This window comes from Sodalis sp. RH24, assembly GCF_047324145.1.
Taxonomy (GTDB): domain Bacteria; phylum Pseudomonadota; class Gammaproteobacteria; order Enterobacterales; family Enterobacteriaceae; genus Acerihabitans.
In genome coordinates this window covers 1961243-1974843 of the sequence record NZ_CP178729.1, presented here as the reverse complement: position 1 = coordinate 1974843, position 13601 = coordinate 1961243, and the positions used below count along the sequence as shown (strand labels likewise).

The window sequence follows — 13601 nt, the reverse complement described above, 5'->3', positions numbered from 1 at the left end:
CCAGGGCACCGCGGCGCGTTTTTTTTCGCCTGCCGTAACCTTTCATTAATCCCTACAATAACTAATGACAAAAGTGATCGTGCGTTATATTATTTTTTGCATAACGATCATTCAAGGTGAGCTATGACTACTTTACGTTCTAAATGGATTGCCGGTGCGGCATTTACCGCGGCGCTGAGTGTGCAGTTGCTGGGCTTTCAGGCGCTGGCCGCGCCGGCGGCGGATAAAGTCACGGTATTTGCCGCCGCGTCGCTGACCAATGCCTTGCAGGATATCGCCAAAAATTATCAACGGGATCATAAAGTCGAGATCGTTTCGTCTTTTGCCTCTTCCTCTACGCTGGCGCGCCAGATAGAGCAGGGCGCGCCGGCCAACATGTTTATCTCCGCCGACCAGCAGTGGATGGACTACGCGCAGAATAAACAACAGATTGTCACCGATACCCGCTATACCCTGCTGGGTAACGAACTGGTGCTGGTGGCGCCGACATCAAGCGCCCTCAAGCCGTTCACCATCGATAAAAAGACCGACTGGACATCGTTGCTGAAGGGACAGAAACTGGCGGTTGGCGATCCGGATCATGTGCCGGCGGGCATTTATGCCAAGGAAGCCTTGCAGAACCTGGGCGCCTGGGATCAGCTGTCGCCGGTGATGGCCCGCGCCAGCGACGTACGCGGCGCATTAGCGCTGGTTGAACGTGGGGAAGCGCCGTTGGGTATCGTCTATGGCTCGGATGCGCTTTCCAGTAAAGGGGTTAAAGTCGTGGCCACGTTCCCGAAAGACAGCCATAAACCGGTGGAATATCCCATGGCGCTGATCAAGGATAACGCCACGCCGGCGGCCAAGGCCTTTTATGACTACCTGAAAACCCCGGCGGCATCGGCGGTGTTTAAACAGAACGGCTTTACCCCGAGATAATGCCGCTGACCGAGTACGAGTGGCAGGCGGTTGCCTTAAGTCTGCAAGTATCGCTCCTGGCGGTTGCCTGCAGCTTGCCTTTTGGCATTCTGATGGCGTGGATACTGGTGCGCTGGCGCTTTCCCGGCAAGGCGTTGCTGGACGGTATTATCCATTTGCCGTTGGTGCTGCCGCCGGTGGTGATCGGTTATCTGCTGCTTATCGCGCTCGGGCGCCGGGGTTTTATCGGCGCATGGCTGTATCAGCTTACGGGTTTCAGTTTTAGTTTCAGCTGGCGCGGCGCGGCCCTGGCCTCGGCGGTGGTGGCGTTCCCTTTGATGGTGCGTGCCATCCGCATGTCGCTCGAGGCCATCGATCTGCGGCTGGAGCAGGCGGCCCGTACCTTGGGCGCCGGCCCTTGGCGGGTGTTTTTCACTATTACGCTGCCGCTATCCTTTCCCGGTATCGTTGTAGGGACGGTACTGGCTTTTGCCCGATCGCTCGGCGAGTTTGGCGCCACCATCACCTTTGTTTCCAATATCCCCGGGGAAACCCGCACCATTCCACTGGCCATGTATACGCTCATTGAAACGCCCGGCGCGGAAGCGGCGGCGGGACGTCTGTGCGTATTGGCCATTATTCTCTCGCTGGCGTCGCTGCTTGTCGCCGATTGGCTGGCCAAATGGGGCCGCAGGCGGCTGGGGGGCTGATGCTCGAGATCGATATTAGCCAACGGCTCGGCGAGGCTACCCTCGCGGTCAAGGCCGACGTACCCGCCAGCGGCATTACCGCTGTGTTTGGCGTTTCCGGCGCCGGCAAGACCTCGCTGATCAATGCCGTGGCGGGCCTGACGCGCCCGCAGCGCGGGCATATCATCCTTAACGGACGCACCCTGTTTTCCTCCGAACGGCGCATTGCCCTGCCGCCGGAGAAGCGGCGGATCGGCTATGTTTTCCAGGACGGCCGGCTATTTCCCCACTATCGGGTGCGCGGCAATTTGTTTTACGGCATGGCGGCTTCGATGCGCCCGGAGTTCGACGCCATTATTTCATTGCTGGGCATCGGTCATCTGCTGGGACGTTTTCCCCTCACGCTTTCCGGCGGCGAAAAACAACGGGTCGCCATCGGCCGCGCGCTGCTGAGCGCGCCGGAAATACTGTTGATGGATGAGCCGCTGGCGTCGCTGGATTTGCCGCGTAAGCGCGAGCTGTTGCCTTACCTGGAGCGTTTGGCCGTCAAGGTGAAAATCCCGATCCTGTATGTGACCCACAGCATGGAGGAAATTTTGCAATTGGCGGAACGCGTGCTGATCCTGGATAACGGCCAGTTGAAAGCCTTCGGCAGCCTGGAGACGGTATGGGCCAGCAGCGCGCTGCGGCCCTGGCTGCCGCGCGAAGAGCAAAGCAGCGTGCTGGAGGTCAGGGTGGATGAGCAGCATCCGGACTACGCCATGACCGCCCTGTCGCTCGGCCGGGAGCGGCTGTGGGTGGGCAGGGTGGCGTTGCCGCCAGGCAGCGCGCTGCGCATTCGTGTCGCCGCCACCGATATTTCCCTGGTGATGGCGCCGCCCGCGCGCAGCAGTATCCGCAACATCCTGCCCGCCACCGTGCGCGAATGCCTGACGGTGGGAGACCAAATTGAGGTACGCCTGGAAATCGACGGCCATACGCTTTGGGCGCGGATCAGTCCCTGGGCCAGGGACGAACTGGCGCTGGCCCCGGGCATGGCGCTTTATGCGCAGATCAAAAGCGTATCGATCAACGCGTAAATACGGCCGCGCCCGTTTCCTGCCCGGCCCATGGCCCCCGGACGGGAATGACCCGGCGTCGCGTGATTACGCTGTCCGGTTTAACCGTCCGCTGCGTTAACCCAGTACCCGCTGGTAGATGAAATCGGCGATGGCCGTGGATTCATTATCGCCGATAGTGACATCGGCCCGCGCCTTGATGGCGTCATCGCTGTTGCCCATCGCCACGCCCAGGCCCGCGGCTTCCAGCATGCTCAGATCGTTATAATTGTCGCCAAACGCAATGACCTGATCCATGCTCCATCCTTGGGATTCCACCCACTGCTGCAACAGCTTGCCTTTGCTATTGCCCGTTTGGGCGATATCCACCTGATCGTGCCAGGACCATTCGCAGGCCAGCCCCATTTCCTGCTCCACCACCCCGGCGAAGGCGCGAAGCTTTACCGTATCCGGATAGGAGGTGGCGAATTTCCAGATGGCGTTTGCCTCTTCAGCCGCCGCGAACAGGCTGTCCACCTGCAGCAGGTTCGGCCGTTGCGCCTCCGGCAGGGTAGCGGCCCAGGCCTGCGAACGGATCACGTGATCGCTGGGTTGTTCGTAGATCATCGCGTCATCCACGTAAATCAAGCCATGGATATCATATTGCTTCAGCAGTTCCAGCACCCGCCGGGCCTGAGCTTTCTCAAGGGGGTTGGCGGTGATGACTTTTTTTTGCTGGTAATCATAGAGATAGGTGCCGTTACAGCATATGGCGGGAGTGCTAATCTTCAGCGCCTGGTAGAAAGGATGGATTGCCACGTGATGGCGGCCGGTCACCACCACCACCTCCATCCCCGCCGCACGGGCATCATTCAGGGCCTTAAGCGATTGCGGCAGAATTCTTTTTTGTCGATCCAACAAGGTACCGTCAAGATCCAGGGCTATTACGCGATAGGTCATAGTTTTCTCATTATGCGGATAAGTAAAGTCATGCCAGATGGTACACCGTAAGCCAGGTGACGAAAACCGTGAAAAATGTCGGTGGATAACAAACAACAACAGTGAGATGCTAACCGGAGAGCCCATTATTCACCTATTATCAATGCTCAAGGCGCTAATGCAAATAAAGGAGAACCCATGAAGCAGATCGTCTATGTTGCCAGTCCCGAAAGTCAGCAGCTGCATGTCTGGCAAATGGATCAGGAGGGCCAGTTGAGCCTGCTGCAGGTGGTTGACACCCCGGGGCAGGGACAGCCGATGGCGATAAACCCGGCTAAAACCCATCTCTACCTCGGCGTGCGTCCTGATTTTGGTGTCGTCAGTTACCACATCGATGAACAAGGCCTGTTGACCGAGGCCGCTATGGCGCCGCTGCCCGGCAGCCCCACCCATCTGAGCACCGATCGCCAGGGGCGTTTTCTGTTCTGCGCCTCCTACAGCAAAAGCTGCGTCAGCGTCAGCCCCATCGATGAAAACGGCATCGCCGGCGCGCCGCTGCAGGTATTGGACGACCTGGTTAATTGCCATTCCGCCAATGTCGATCCGACCAACCGGATTTTATGGGTGCCTTGCCTGAAGGAAGATCGCATCCGCCTGTTTGATATCGCGGCCTCGGGCCAGCTGCAGCCGCGCCGGCCCGAGGCGGTGAACACGGTCAGCGGCGCCGGACCGCGCCACATGGTGTTCCATCCCCACCGCCCCTATGCCTACTGCCTCAATGAGCTGAACAGCTCGGTCAACGTCTATGCCCTGGATGATGCGGGAAACACGCCGCGTATTATCCAGACGCTGGATCTGATGCCGCCGGGATTCGCCGATACCCGCTGGGCGGCGGATATCCATATCACCCCGGACGGACGTTACCTGTTCGGCTGCGATCGCACCGCCAGCGTCATCACCCGTTTTGCGGTATCGGAAGACGGCAGCACCCTGGATGTGCTGGGCTACCAGCCCACCGAAACCCAGCCGCGCGGCTTTAATATCGATGCCGCAGGCCGCTTCCTGGTCGCCGCTGGGCAGAAATCGGGGCATATCGGAGTCTATCGCATCGAAGGCGATACCGGCGGGTTAACGCCGCTGGCGCGCTACCCGGTGGGGCAGGGACCGATGTGGGTGTCGATCCTCGAACGCTAATCCCAGCGTGTTGAAGACAGCGTGCCCCATGGCGCGGCAGGCCCGTTAACACCGCACCTAAGGCCGACGTGTTCAAGGGAGAGCGCGCCAATGGGGTGGAATCGGGCGTGGTTTTTCGCCCGACCGAGGCCCCATGGCGCGGTAGGCCCGTTAACACCGCTACCTAAGGCCGACGTGTTCAAGGGAGAGCGCGCCAATGGGGTTGAATCGGGCGTGGTTTTCCCGCCCGACCGAGGCCCCATGGCGCGGTAGGCCCGTTAACACCGCTACCTAAGGCCGACGTGTTCAAGGGAGAGCGTGCCAATGGGGTTGAATCGGGCGTGGTTTTTCGCCCGACCGCGCGGTAGGCCCGCCAGCCCTGAACCCAAAGCAGGCCTGTTAAGGGAGCACGCGCCCGCTAATTATATGTGACGGTCAGCGACGCCTTGCCCAATGAATGGAAATGCACGTTAAACCCCACCACTGCGCCGCTGGCGTGCTCATCCACCTCAATGCTCTCAACGTCCAGCGCGTGTACGCTAAACTGATAACGATGGGTATCGCCCTGCGGCGGCGCCGCGCCGCCATAACCCGCTTTACCGAAATCGGTACGACACTGTACCGCCCCGGCCGGCAGGTTCACCAGCCCGGACCCGGCCCCCTGCGGCAGCGCCCGGGTATCGGCCGGCAGATTGGCCACCAGCCAATGCCACCAGCCGGAGCCGGTAGGCGCATCGGGATCGTAAACGGTAATCACAAAACTCTTGGTTCCCTCGGGCGCGCCGTCCCAGGCCAGATGAGGCGAGATATTCTCGCCGCTATAGCCCATGCCGTTAAACACATGGCGCTCAGGCATCTTTTCGCCATCCCGCAGATCGTTACTGCGTAACGTAAAAGCCATATCCGCTCCTTATCAGCAATTGAGCAATTTTAATACATTTTGCGCAGTGGCCGCCGACGAGCCGGGATTCTGGCCGGTGACCAGATGGCCGTCTATAACCGACAATGACTGCCAATCGTCGACCTTCTGGTAATCGCCGCCCAGCCGTTTAAGCTCATCCTCCACCAGGAACGGCACCACCTTGGTTAACTGCACCGCTTCTTCCTCGCTATTGCTAAAACCGGTTACCCGTTTCCCCGCCACCAGCGGGGTGCCGTCCGGCTTTTTAACATGGCGCAAGACGCCGGGCGCATGGCAGACAGCGCCTACCGGTTTACCGGCGGCAAAGGTATTTTCAATCAGGGCAATCGAATGCCGATCTTCCGCCAGATCCCACAGCGGGCCATGGCCGCCGGGATAAAATACCGCGTCAAAATCCGCCGCGTCCAACGTATCGAGTTTCACCGTATTCGCCAAGGCCTGCTGGGCCGCGCGATCGGTACGGAAACGCTCGGTATCCTGGGTCTGGGCGTCGGCGTCGTCACTTTTGGGATCAAGCGGCGGCTGTCCGCCCTTGGGCGAGGCCAGGGTAATCTCGATACCTGCGTCGTGGAAAATATAATACGGCGCCACCAGCTCTTCGAGCCAGAAACCGGTGGGCTTGCCGGTATCGCCCAATTTATCGTGCGAAGTCAGGACTATTGCAACTTTCATCGATTATCTCCGTCGTTGGGTCATCGTAATAAGAAGGGGCGTTCAAGTAAAAACGCTATGGCCGATCGCTACCCACCCGCACCACCAGCTTGCCGAAGTTCTTGCCCTCCAACAAGCCGATAAAGGCCTGCGGCGCTTGCTCCAGCCCATCGACGATGTCCTCGCGCATCCGCACCTTGCCTTCGCTCACCCAAGGCCCCATCGCCTGGATAAATTCGTCGTAACGGTGGCCGTAGTCCAGGGTAATGATATACCCCTGCATCCGTATGCGTTTGCGCAACAGCAGCGCCTGTAAATAGGGCAGGCGATCCTTGCCGTCGGGCAAGTTTTGCATATTGTAGTTGGCAATCAGCCCGCACAATGGGATACGGGCGGAGGTATTGAGCAGTGGCAGCACCGCATCGAACACCGCGCCGCCGACGTTCTCGAAATAAATATCGATGCCGTCCGGGCAGGCCCGCGCCAGCTGGCCGGCGAAATCCGCGTCGCGGCGATCGAGGCAGACGTCAAATCCCAGCGTCTCCACCGCGTAGCGGCATTTATCCTTGCCGCCGGCGATACCCACCGTGCGGCAGCCCTTCAGCCGCGCCACCTGGCCGACCACCGAGCCTACCGCGCCGCTGGCGGCGGCCACCACCAGTGTTTCGCCGGCTTTAGGCTGGCCGATATCCATCAGGCCCATATAGGCGGTAAAACCGGGCATACCCAGCACGCCCAGCGCCCATGAGGGATGCTCCAGAAGATCGCCCTGAAGCTTTTTTACGTCGCTGCCGTCGGTCAGGGCATAATCCTGCCAGCCGCTGTAGCTCAGCACCCACTCACCGGGCACAAAATCAGGATGGTTGCTGGCCTCGACGCGCGCCACCGTACCGGCGCCCATCACCGCGTCCAGCGCCACCGGCGCCGAGTAGGATTCGGCGTCGTTCATCCGCCCGCGCATATAGGGATCGAGCGACAAATAAACGGTGCGCAGCAGCACCTGACCCGCGCCCGGCTGCGGTACCGCGGCGGTTTCCAGGCGGAAATTATCCGGCACCGGCGCGCCCGCCGGACGGGAGGCCAGGACAATGCGCCGGTTGATGTGTTTATTCTGGTTCATCTGATTTCCCTGTTTTCTTGTTTAAAGACATCAGGCCAAGTGTTGATCATAGTGCATGGTCCCTTAGCCTGCTCAGCCGGCCGCCCTTATCATCAGGGGCACTCAGGCGGAAAAATGGGCCGGTTCGTCCAGCGACGCGGCAAGCGCGCTTATCAGCTGGGACAGCTGTCGTTCTGGCATAATATAGGGCGGCATCAGATAAATTAAGCGGCCAAACGGGCGGATCCACACGCCGCGGTCGACAAAAAAGCGCTGCAGCGCCGCCATATTAACCGGCGAACACGTTTCAACCACGCCGATGGCGCCCAGCACCCGCGCATCGATCACCTGCGGATGGTCACGCAACGGCAGCAGCCCCGCCTGCAGTTGCCGTTCAATCGCCGCCACCTGCGCCGGCCAATCGCCTTGTTCCAGCAGCGCCAGGCTGGCGTTGGCGGCGGCGCAGGCCAGCGGATTGGCCATAAAAGTCGGGCCATGCATAAAACAGCCCGCCTCGCCGTTGCTGATGGTATCGGCTACCGCGCGGGTGGCCAGGGTGGCGGACAGGGTCAGGTAACCGCCGGTCAACGCTTTGCCCAGGCACATGATATCCGGCGCGACGCCGGCATGCTCACAGGCGAACAGCTTGCCGGTGCGGCCGAAACCGGTGGCAATCTCATCGGCGATCAGCAGCGTATCGTAGCGATCACACAGTTCACGCACCCGCCGCAGGTAGGTGGGATGATAAAATCGCATGCCCCCGGCGCCCTGCACTATGGGTTCCAGGATCACCGCCGCCGGCCGTTCCCCGCCGGCCAGCAGGGCGGCAAGCTCATCGGCATCCTCTTCCCGCCACGCTTCGCCAAAACGGCACTGCGGCGCCGCGACAAAAGCATGTTGCGGCAGGTAACCCTGGTATAGCCGGTGCATGGACGTCTGCGGATCGCACACCGACATGGCGCCGAAGGTATCGCCATGATAGCCCCGGCGCAGGGTCACCAGGTGTTTGCGGCGCTCGCCCCGCGCCTGCCAGTATTGCAGCGCCATCTTAATCGCCACCTCCACCGCCACCGAGCCGGAATCCGCCAGGAATACACATTCCAGCGGCGCGGGCGTCATGGCGACCAGGCGACGGCAAAGCGCCACGGCCTGCGGGTGGGTAACGCCGCCGAACATCACGTGGGACATCTCCTGCAGCTGTGCGGCTACCGCCTGGTTGATGGTCGGATGGTTATAGCCATGGATCGCCGCCCACCAGGAGGACATGCCGTCCACCAGCCGGCGGCCGTCGGCAAGCTCCAGCTCGCAGCCCGCGGCGGCGACGACCGGATACACCGGAAGCGGGTGGGTCATGGAGGTATAGGGATGCCAGATATGGCGTTGGTCGAAAATCAGATCGTCGGCAATCATCAATGAGTTGTAAACCGGAATAGAGAATATTTGGTTGACAGTATAACGGCTTGACTTACACTAGCGAAACTATTTTAAGCCGGTAACGCGAGACGATAACCCCATGCAACATAACCCGCGCTGGACATTGCAGCAGGCCCAGGCTTTGTTTGCCAAACCCTTTATGGATCTTATGTTTGAAGCGCAGACCGTTCACCGCCAGCACTTCGATCCCCATCAAATCCAGGTCAGCACGCTGCTGTCGATTAAAACCGGCGCCTGTCCGGAGGATTGCAAATACTGCCCGCAAAGCGCCCGGTATAATACCGGCCTGGCGGCGGAGCAACTGATGCAGGTGGAACAGGTGCTGACGTCGGCGCAAAAGGCCAAGGCCGCCGGCTCCACCCGGTTTTGCATGGGCGCGGCCTGGAAAAACCCCCGCGATCGCGATATGCCGTATCTGGAGCAAATGGTGCAGGGCGTCAAGGCCATGGGCATGGAAACCTGCATGACCCTGGGCATGCTCAGCGAAACGCAGGCGCAACGGCTGGCGGCCGCCGGCCTGGATTTCTACAATCATAACCTGGATACGTCGCCGGAATTCTACGGTTCGATCATCACCACCCGTACCTACCAGGATCGCTTGGATACCCTGGATAAAGTGCGCGGCGCGGGCATCAAGGTCTGCTCGGGCGGCATCGTCGGCCTGGGTGAAACCATCGCCGATCGCGCCGGCCTGCTGGTGCAGCTGGCCAACCTGCCGGAGCCGCCGGAAAGCGTGCCGATCAATATGCTGGTTAAGGTCAAGGGAACGCCGCTGGCGGAAAATGATGAAGTCGACGCGTTCGATTTTATCCGTACCATCGCGGTGGCGCGGATCATGATGCCCCGCTCCCATGTACGCCTGTCCGCCGGGCGCGAGCAGATGAGCGAGCAGACCCAGGCGATGTGCTTTATGGCGGGCGCCAATTCCATTTTTTACGGCTGCAAGCTGCTGACCACGCCCAATCCCGGGGAAGATCAGGATCTGGCGCTGTTTCGCAAACTCGGCCTTAATCCGCAGCACCACCACACCGACGCGGGAGATAACCGGCGCCAGCAGCAGCTGGCAGCACAGCTGCTGGCGGCCGATACGCCGCAATTTTACAACGCGGCGCGCTGATGGACTGGGCTGACAAAATCGATCGGGGCCTGCGCGAGCGGCAACAGGCCGATGCCTACCGCAAGCGCCGGGCCGTCGCCGACGGCAATCACCGGCTGCTGGAATACCAGGGGCGCCGCTATCTGAATTTTTCCAGCAACGACTACCTGGGCCTGGCCCGCGATGCGCGCCTGGTCGCCGCCTGGCGCCACGGCGCGGCGCGCCACGGCGTAGGCAGCGGCGGCTCCGGCCATGTCACCGGCCACAGCGCGTGCCACGAGGCGCTGGAGCAACGGCTGGCCGCCTGGCTGGGCTACGAGCGCGCGCTGTTGTTTACCTCCGGCTATGCCGCCAACCAGGGGGCGATCTGCGCGCTGGCGGGCAAGGACGATCAGATCCTGGCGGATAAACTCAGCCATGCCTCCCTGCTGGAAGCCGCGTCGCATGCGCCGGCACAGCTGCGCCGTTTCCAGCATAATGACGCCGGTTCCCTGGCGCGGCTGGCGCAAACCTCGTGCCCGGGCGTGCGGCTGGCCGTCACCGAGGGCGTATTCAGCATGGACGGCGACGGCGCGCCGCTGGCCGCCTTGCACCAGGTTATGGGCGACGCCGGCGGCTGGCTGCTGGTTGACGATGCCCATGGCTTCGGCGTCCTCGGCGAGCAGGGCAGGGGCAGCGCCTGGGCGCAGGGGTGCCATCCGGAACTGCTGGTGGTGACCTTCGGTAAAGCCGCCGGCGTGGGCGGCGCGGCGATATTATGCGCGCAGCCGGTGGCGGAATATCTGCTGCAGTTTGCCCGCCATCTTATCTACAGCACCGCCTTGCCCCCGGCCCAGGTGTGCGCTATCGACGCGTCCCTGGACGCCATCATCGCCGGTGATGCGCTTCGCGCCCGCCTGCAACGCAATATCGACCGGTTCCGCCAGGGCGCCGCCGGGCTGGGTTACCCGCTCGGCCGATCGGACACCGCTATCCAGCCGCTGCTGGTGGGGGATAATCAGCTGGCGCTGCGCCTCAGCGCCAGCCTGCGCGAACAAGGCTGCTGGCTTACCGCCATCCGACCGCCAACGGTGCCGCCGGGCGGCGCCCGGCTGCGCATCACCCTCACCGCCGCGCATCAGGATGCGGATATCGATAAATTACTGGAGGCCCTGGATCATGCACACCGATGCGCATAAAGCGGGCATCGCCCGCGCCTTTAGCCGCGCAGCGGTGGGGTACGAACGTCATGCCGCCCTGCAGCGGGACAGCGGCGAACGTTTGATGGCGCTGCTGGGCGAACAGCCGGGGCGCCGCCTGCTGGATGCCGGCTGCGGCACCGGCTGGTTCAGCCGCCGCTGGCAGGAGGCCGGCAGCCGGGTGGTGGCGCTGGATCTTTCGCCCGCCATGCTCGCCGAGGCGCGGCGTAACCTATCGGCCGCGGCCTACCTGGCCGGCGATATCGAACGTTTGCCGCTGGCCGACGCCTGTGTGGACATCTGCTTTTCCAACCTGGCGGTACAGTGGTGTGACGACCTGCCCCGGGTACTGGCGGAGTTTTATCGGGTCACCCGCCCTGGCGGCCTGATTGCCCTTTCCACGCTGGCCGAGGGATCGCTTGGGGAATTGCAGCAGGCCTGGTCGCAGGTGGACCAGGCGGTCCATATCAACCGCTTCCTGACGGCCGGGGCGATCGAGCGGGCGTTTTCGCCGTACCGCCACCGGCTGAGCGCGGCGCGCCATACCCTGCATTATCCGCATCTGTCGGCGCTGCTGCACGGCCTGAAAGGCGTGGGCGCAGGTTACCTGCGTGACGGACGCACCCCCGGGCTGACCGGGCGGCAGCGTCTTGTACGTCTGGACGCGGCATGGCAACGGCAATCGGCGGGTTTGCCGCTGAGTTATCAATTGATCTACGGCCTGATCTATCGGGACTGATTATCATGACGAAACGTTTTTTTATTACCGGCACCGATACCGATATCGGTAAAACCCTGGCTACCTGCGCCTTGCTACAGGCGGCGAAACGGGCCGGATGGCGCGCCGCGGGCTATAAGCCGGTAGCCGCCGGCTGCCGGCAGACCGCCGACGGCGCGCGCAACGACGACGCGCTGGCGTTGCTGGCCGACAGCGGCATCAGCCTGCCCTATGCGCAGGTCAATCCGCTGGCCCTGCTGGCGGCGACCTCGCCCCACCTTGCCTGTAGGGATGAGGGCCGCACCCTTGATCCGGCCGTCATGTCGCAGGGATTGGACCGACTGGCGCGCCAGGCGCAGTGGGTGTTTGTCGAGGGCGCGGGGGGATGGTACACCCCGCTTGGCGACACCCTGACCTTTGACCAATGGGTGGCGGCCGAGCGTCTGCCGGTGATCCTGGTGGTCGGGCTGAAGCTCGGATGCATTAACCATGCGCTGTTGACGGCGCTGGCGATACGCCAGTGCGGACTGCCCCTGGCGGGGTGGATCGCCAACGATCTCTCGCCAGCGCCGCACCGGCGGGCCGACTACCTGGCGACGCTGCGCCAGCGGCTCGATGCGCCGCTGTTGGGTGAAATACCCTGGCTGGCGGATCCGGGCACGGCTGCGCTTGCGGACTATATCGATCTTGGGCCATTGCTGGCGCGGCACGGCGCGTAGGGGGACGTTAGCGGTACGGACGGAAATGGGGAAGGCAGGAGATGACAAGCACCGCCGGGACGTTAATGGCGCTGAATGTCCCGGCCGTGGGAAAAAACCGCATGATAGCTTGCTGTGAAATGAGGCATAAACCGGCGTCTTATATTCGTCATTGATCTTTTATACGGCAAGATAGGTCTGGATAAGGCTTTCATCCAGCTGATCCAGCGTACCCTGCGCGACGTTACATCCGCCTTCCAGTAAACAAAACCGATCGCCGATGGCCGGCGTAAAGGGCAACTGCTGTTCCACCACCAGCAGCGTCAGGCCGAAATCGCGCTGCAGCCGCCGGATATTAACGCCTATCTCCTCCACGACCGACGGCTGGAAACCCCCGGTAGGCTCATCCAGGATCAGCAGTTCCGGCTCCAGCACCAGCGCGCGGGCAATGGCCAGCTGCTGTTGCCCGCTTTCCGTTAAATCCCCGGCGCGCTGATGGCGCATATTGTGCAGTCCCGGAAACAATTCGTACACCATCGGGGGAACCTGGCGGGTTTTATTGCGGCCCGCCAAGAGGGCGACGCGCAGGTTCTCATCCACGCTCAGCTGCGAAAAGACCTGACGGCCCTGGGGCACATAACCGATCCCCAGCGCCGCGCGCCGCTCCACCGGATGCTGAAGTAAGTTCAGTTCCGCCTCTCCGGCCTGTTGCCAGGTTACGGTGCCGCTTGAGACCGGCAGATGACCCATGATACAGTTGATTAAAGTGGTCTTGCCGACGCCGTTGCGTCCCAAGACATAGGTACAGTGGCCGGCGGGCAGTTCCATGCTGATGTCCCGCAAGATCTGCTTTGACCCAAAAAACTGATTCACCGCGTGCAAACGTAACATAAGAATCCTTCCTCCCTCTTTTCACTGTTATTTCACATTCATGATGGACGGTATCCTGTCGCTTGCGACTCACGGCTATCCGCCAGGCTTTAGCTCTTGCCAAATTTAGCAAGCAACTATCAGGCCAATCTTGGCGCAGCCGCGCACGAGAGGGGGAGGGGGGAGCATCGGGGCGGGGC

Annotated in this window: 14 protein-coding genes; 8 read left to right on the top strand and 6 right to left on the bottom strand. The window is 61.8% G+C overall.

Going from position 1 to position 13601, the window contains the following annotated elements; genetic code table 11:
* The first annotated feature begins 123 nt into the window (after positions 1-123).
* From modA to modC, 3 genes are read left to right on the top strand one after another with little or no spacing between them, the layout of a single operon-like run.
* Positions 124-918: a molybdate ABC transporter substrate-binding protein gene (modA, locus tag ACL2XG_RS09060; RefSeq protein ID WP_410016017.1), complete on the top strand. Its 795-nt coding sequence runs from the start codon at positions 124-126 to the stop codon at positions 916-918.
* Positions 918-1607: a molybdate ABC transporter permease subunit gene (gene modB / locus ACL2XG_RS09055; RefSeq protein ID WP_413722329.1), complete on the top strand. Its 690-nt coding sequence runs from the start codon at positions 918-920 to the stop codon at positions 1605-1607. Before modA ends, modB begins: the two co-directional genes overlap by 1 nt.
* Positions 1607-2665 carry a molybdenum ABC transporter ATP-binding protein ModC gene (gene modC, locus ACL2XG_RS09050; protein WP_410016015.1) on the top strand — a complete coding sequence of 353 codons (1059 nt, stop codon included), beginning with the start codon at positions 1607-1609 and terminating at the stop codon, positions 2663-2665. Before modB ends, modC begins: the two co-directional genes overlap by 1 nt.
* A gap of 96 nt (positions 2666-2761) precedes the next feature.
* Here modC and ACL2XG_RS09045 read toward each other — a convergent pair whose 3' ends face one another.
* On the bottom strand, positions 2762-3583 hold the full coding sequence (locus ACL2XG_RS09045; protein ID WP_413722330.1) for a pyridoxal phosphatase: 822 nt from the start codon (positions 3581-3583) through the stop codon (positions 2762-2764).
* Positions 3584-3760: 177 nt separating this feature from the next.
* Here ACL2XG_RS09045 and pgl point away from each other — a divergent pair, with 177 nt between their 5' ends.
* Complete coding sequence (gene pgl, locus ACL2XG_RS09040; protein WP_410016013.1) at positions 3761-4756, top strand: 6-phosphogluconolactonase; 996 nt, start codon at positions 3761-3763, stop codon at positions 4754-4756.
* 397 nt (positions 4757-5153) lie between these two features.
* On the opposite strand, the gene ACL2XG_RS09035 is transcribed toward pgl, so the two are convergent.
* The 4 genes from ACL2XG_RS09035 to bioA all read right to left on the bottom strand — a co-directional run bounded on the left by ACL2XG_RS09035 (position 5154) and on the right by bioA (position 8817).
* On the bottom strand, positions 5154-5636 hold the full coding sequence (locus tag ACL2XG_RS09035) for a kinase inhibitor (RefSeq protein ID WP_410016012.1): 483 nt from the start codon (positions 5634-5636) through the stop codon (positions 5154-5156).
* A 12-nt stretch (positions 5637-5648) separates the two neighbouring features.
* The gene (locus tag ACL2XG_RS09030; RefSeq protein ID WP_410016011.1) at positions 5649-6329 is read right to left on the bottom strand and encodes a type 1 glutamine amidotransferase domain-containing protein; all 681 of its coding nucleotides are present in this window, start codon (positions 6327-6329) and stop codon (positions 5649-5651) included.
* Between the two features lie 55 nt (positions 6330-6384).
* On the bottom strand, positions 6385-7428 hold the full coding sequence (locus ACL2XG_RS09025; RefSeq protein WP_410016010.1) for an NADP-dependent oxidoreductase: 1044 nt from the start codon (positions 7426-7428) through the stop codon (positions 6385-6387).
* 102 nt (positions 7429-7530) lie between these two features.
* Entirely contained in the window at positions 7531-8817 is a 1287-nt protein-coding gene (gene bioA / locus ACL2XG_RS09020) for an adenosylmethionine--8-amino-7-oxononanoate transaminase (protein WP_413722331.1), read from the bottom strand.
* 103 nt (positions 8818-8920) lie between these two features.
* Here bioA and bioB point away from each other — a divergent pair, with 103 nt between their 5' ends.
* From bioB to bioD, 4 genes are read left to right on the top strand one after another with little or no spacing between them, the layout of a single operon-like run.
* Positions 8921-9958, top strand: a complete 1038-nt coding sequence (gene bioB, locus ACL2XG_RS09015; RefSeq protein WP_413722332.1) for a biotin synthase BioB — start codon at positions 8921-8923, stop codon at positions 9956-9958.
* Entirely contained in the window at positions 9958-11115 is a 1158-nt protein-coding gene (bioF, locus tag ACL2XG_RS09010; RefSeq protein ID WP_413722333.1) for an 8-amino-7-oxononanoate synthase, read from the top strand. Before bioB ends, bioF begins: the two co-directional genes overlap by 1 nt.
* Positions 11096-11854 (top strand): malonyl-ACP O-methyltransferase BioC, encoded by a 759-nt coding sequence (gene bioC, locus ACL2XG_RS09005; protein ID WP_410016006.1) that lies wholly within the window; start codon positions 11096-11098, stop codon positions 11852-11854. Before bioF ends, bioC begins: the two co-directional genes overlap by 20 nt.
* Before the next feature lie 5 nt (positions 11855-11859).
* Complete coding sequence (bioD, locus tag ACL2XG_RS09000; RefSeq protein WP_413722334.1) at positions 11860-12552, top strand: dethiobiotin synthase; 693 nt, start codon at positions 11860-11862, stop codon at positions 12550-12552.
* 159 nt (positions 12553-12711) lie between these two features.
* Here bioD and ACL2XG_RS08995 read toward each other — a convergent pair whose 3' ends face one another.
* The gene (locus ACL2XG_RS08995) at positions 12712-13422 is read right to left on the bottom strand and encodes an ATP-binding cassette domain-containing protein (protein ID WP_410016004.1); all 711 of its coding nucleotides are present in this window, start codon (positions 13420-13422) and stop codon (positions 12712-12714) included.
* Between the last annotated feature and the right edge of the window lie 179 nt (positions 13423-13601).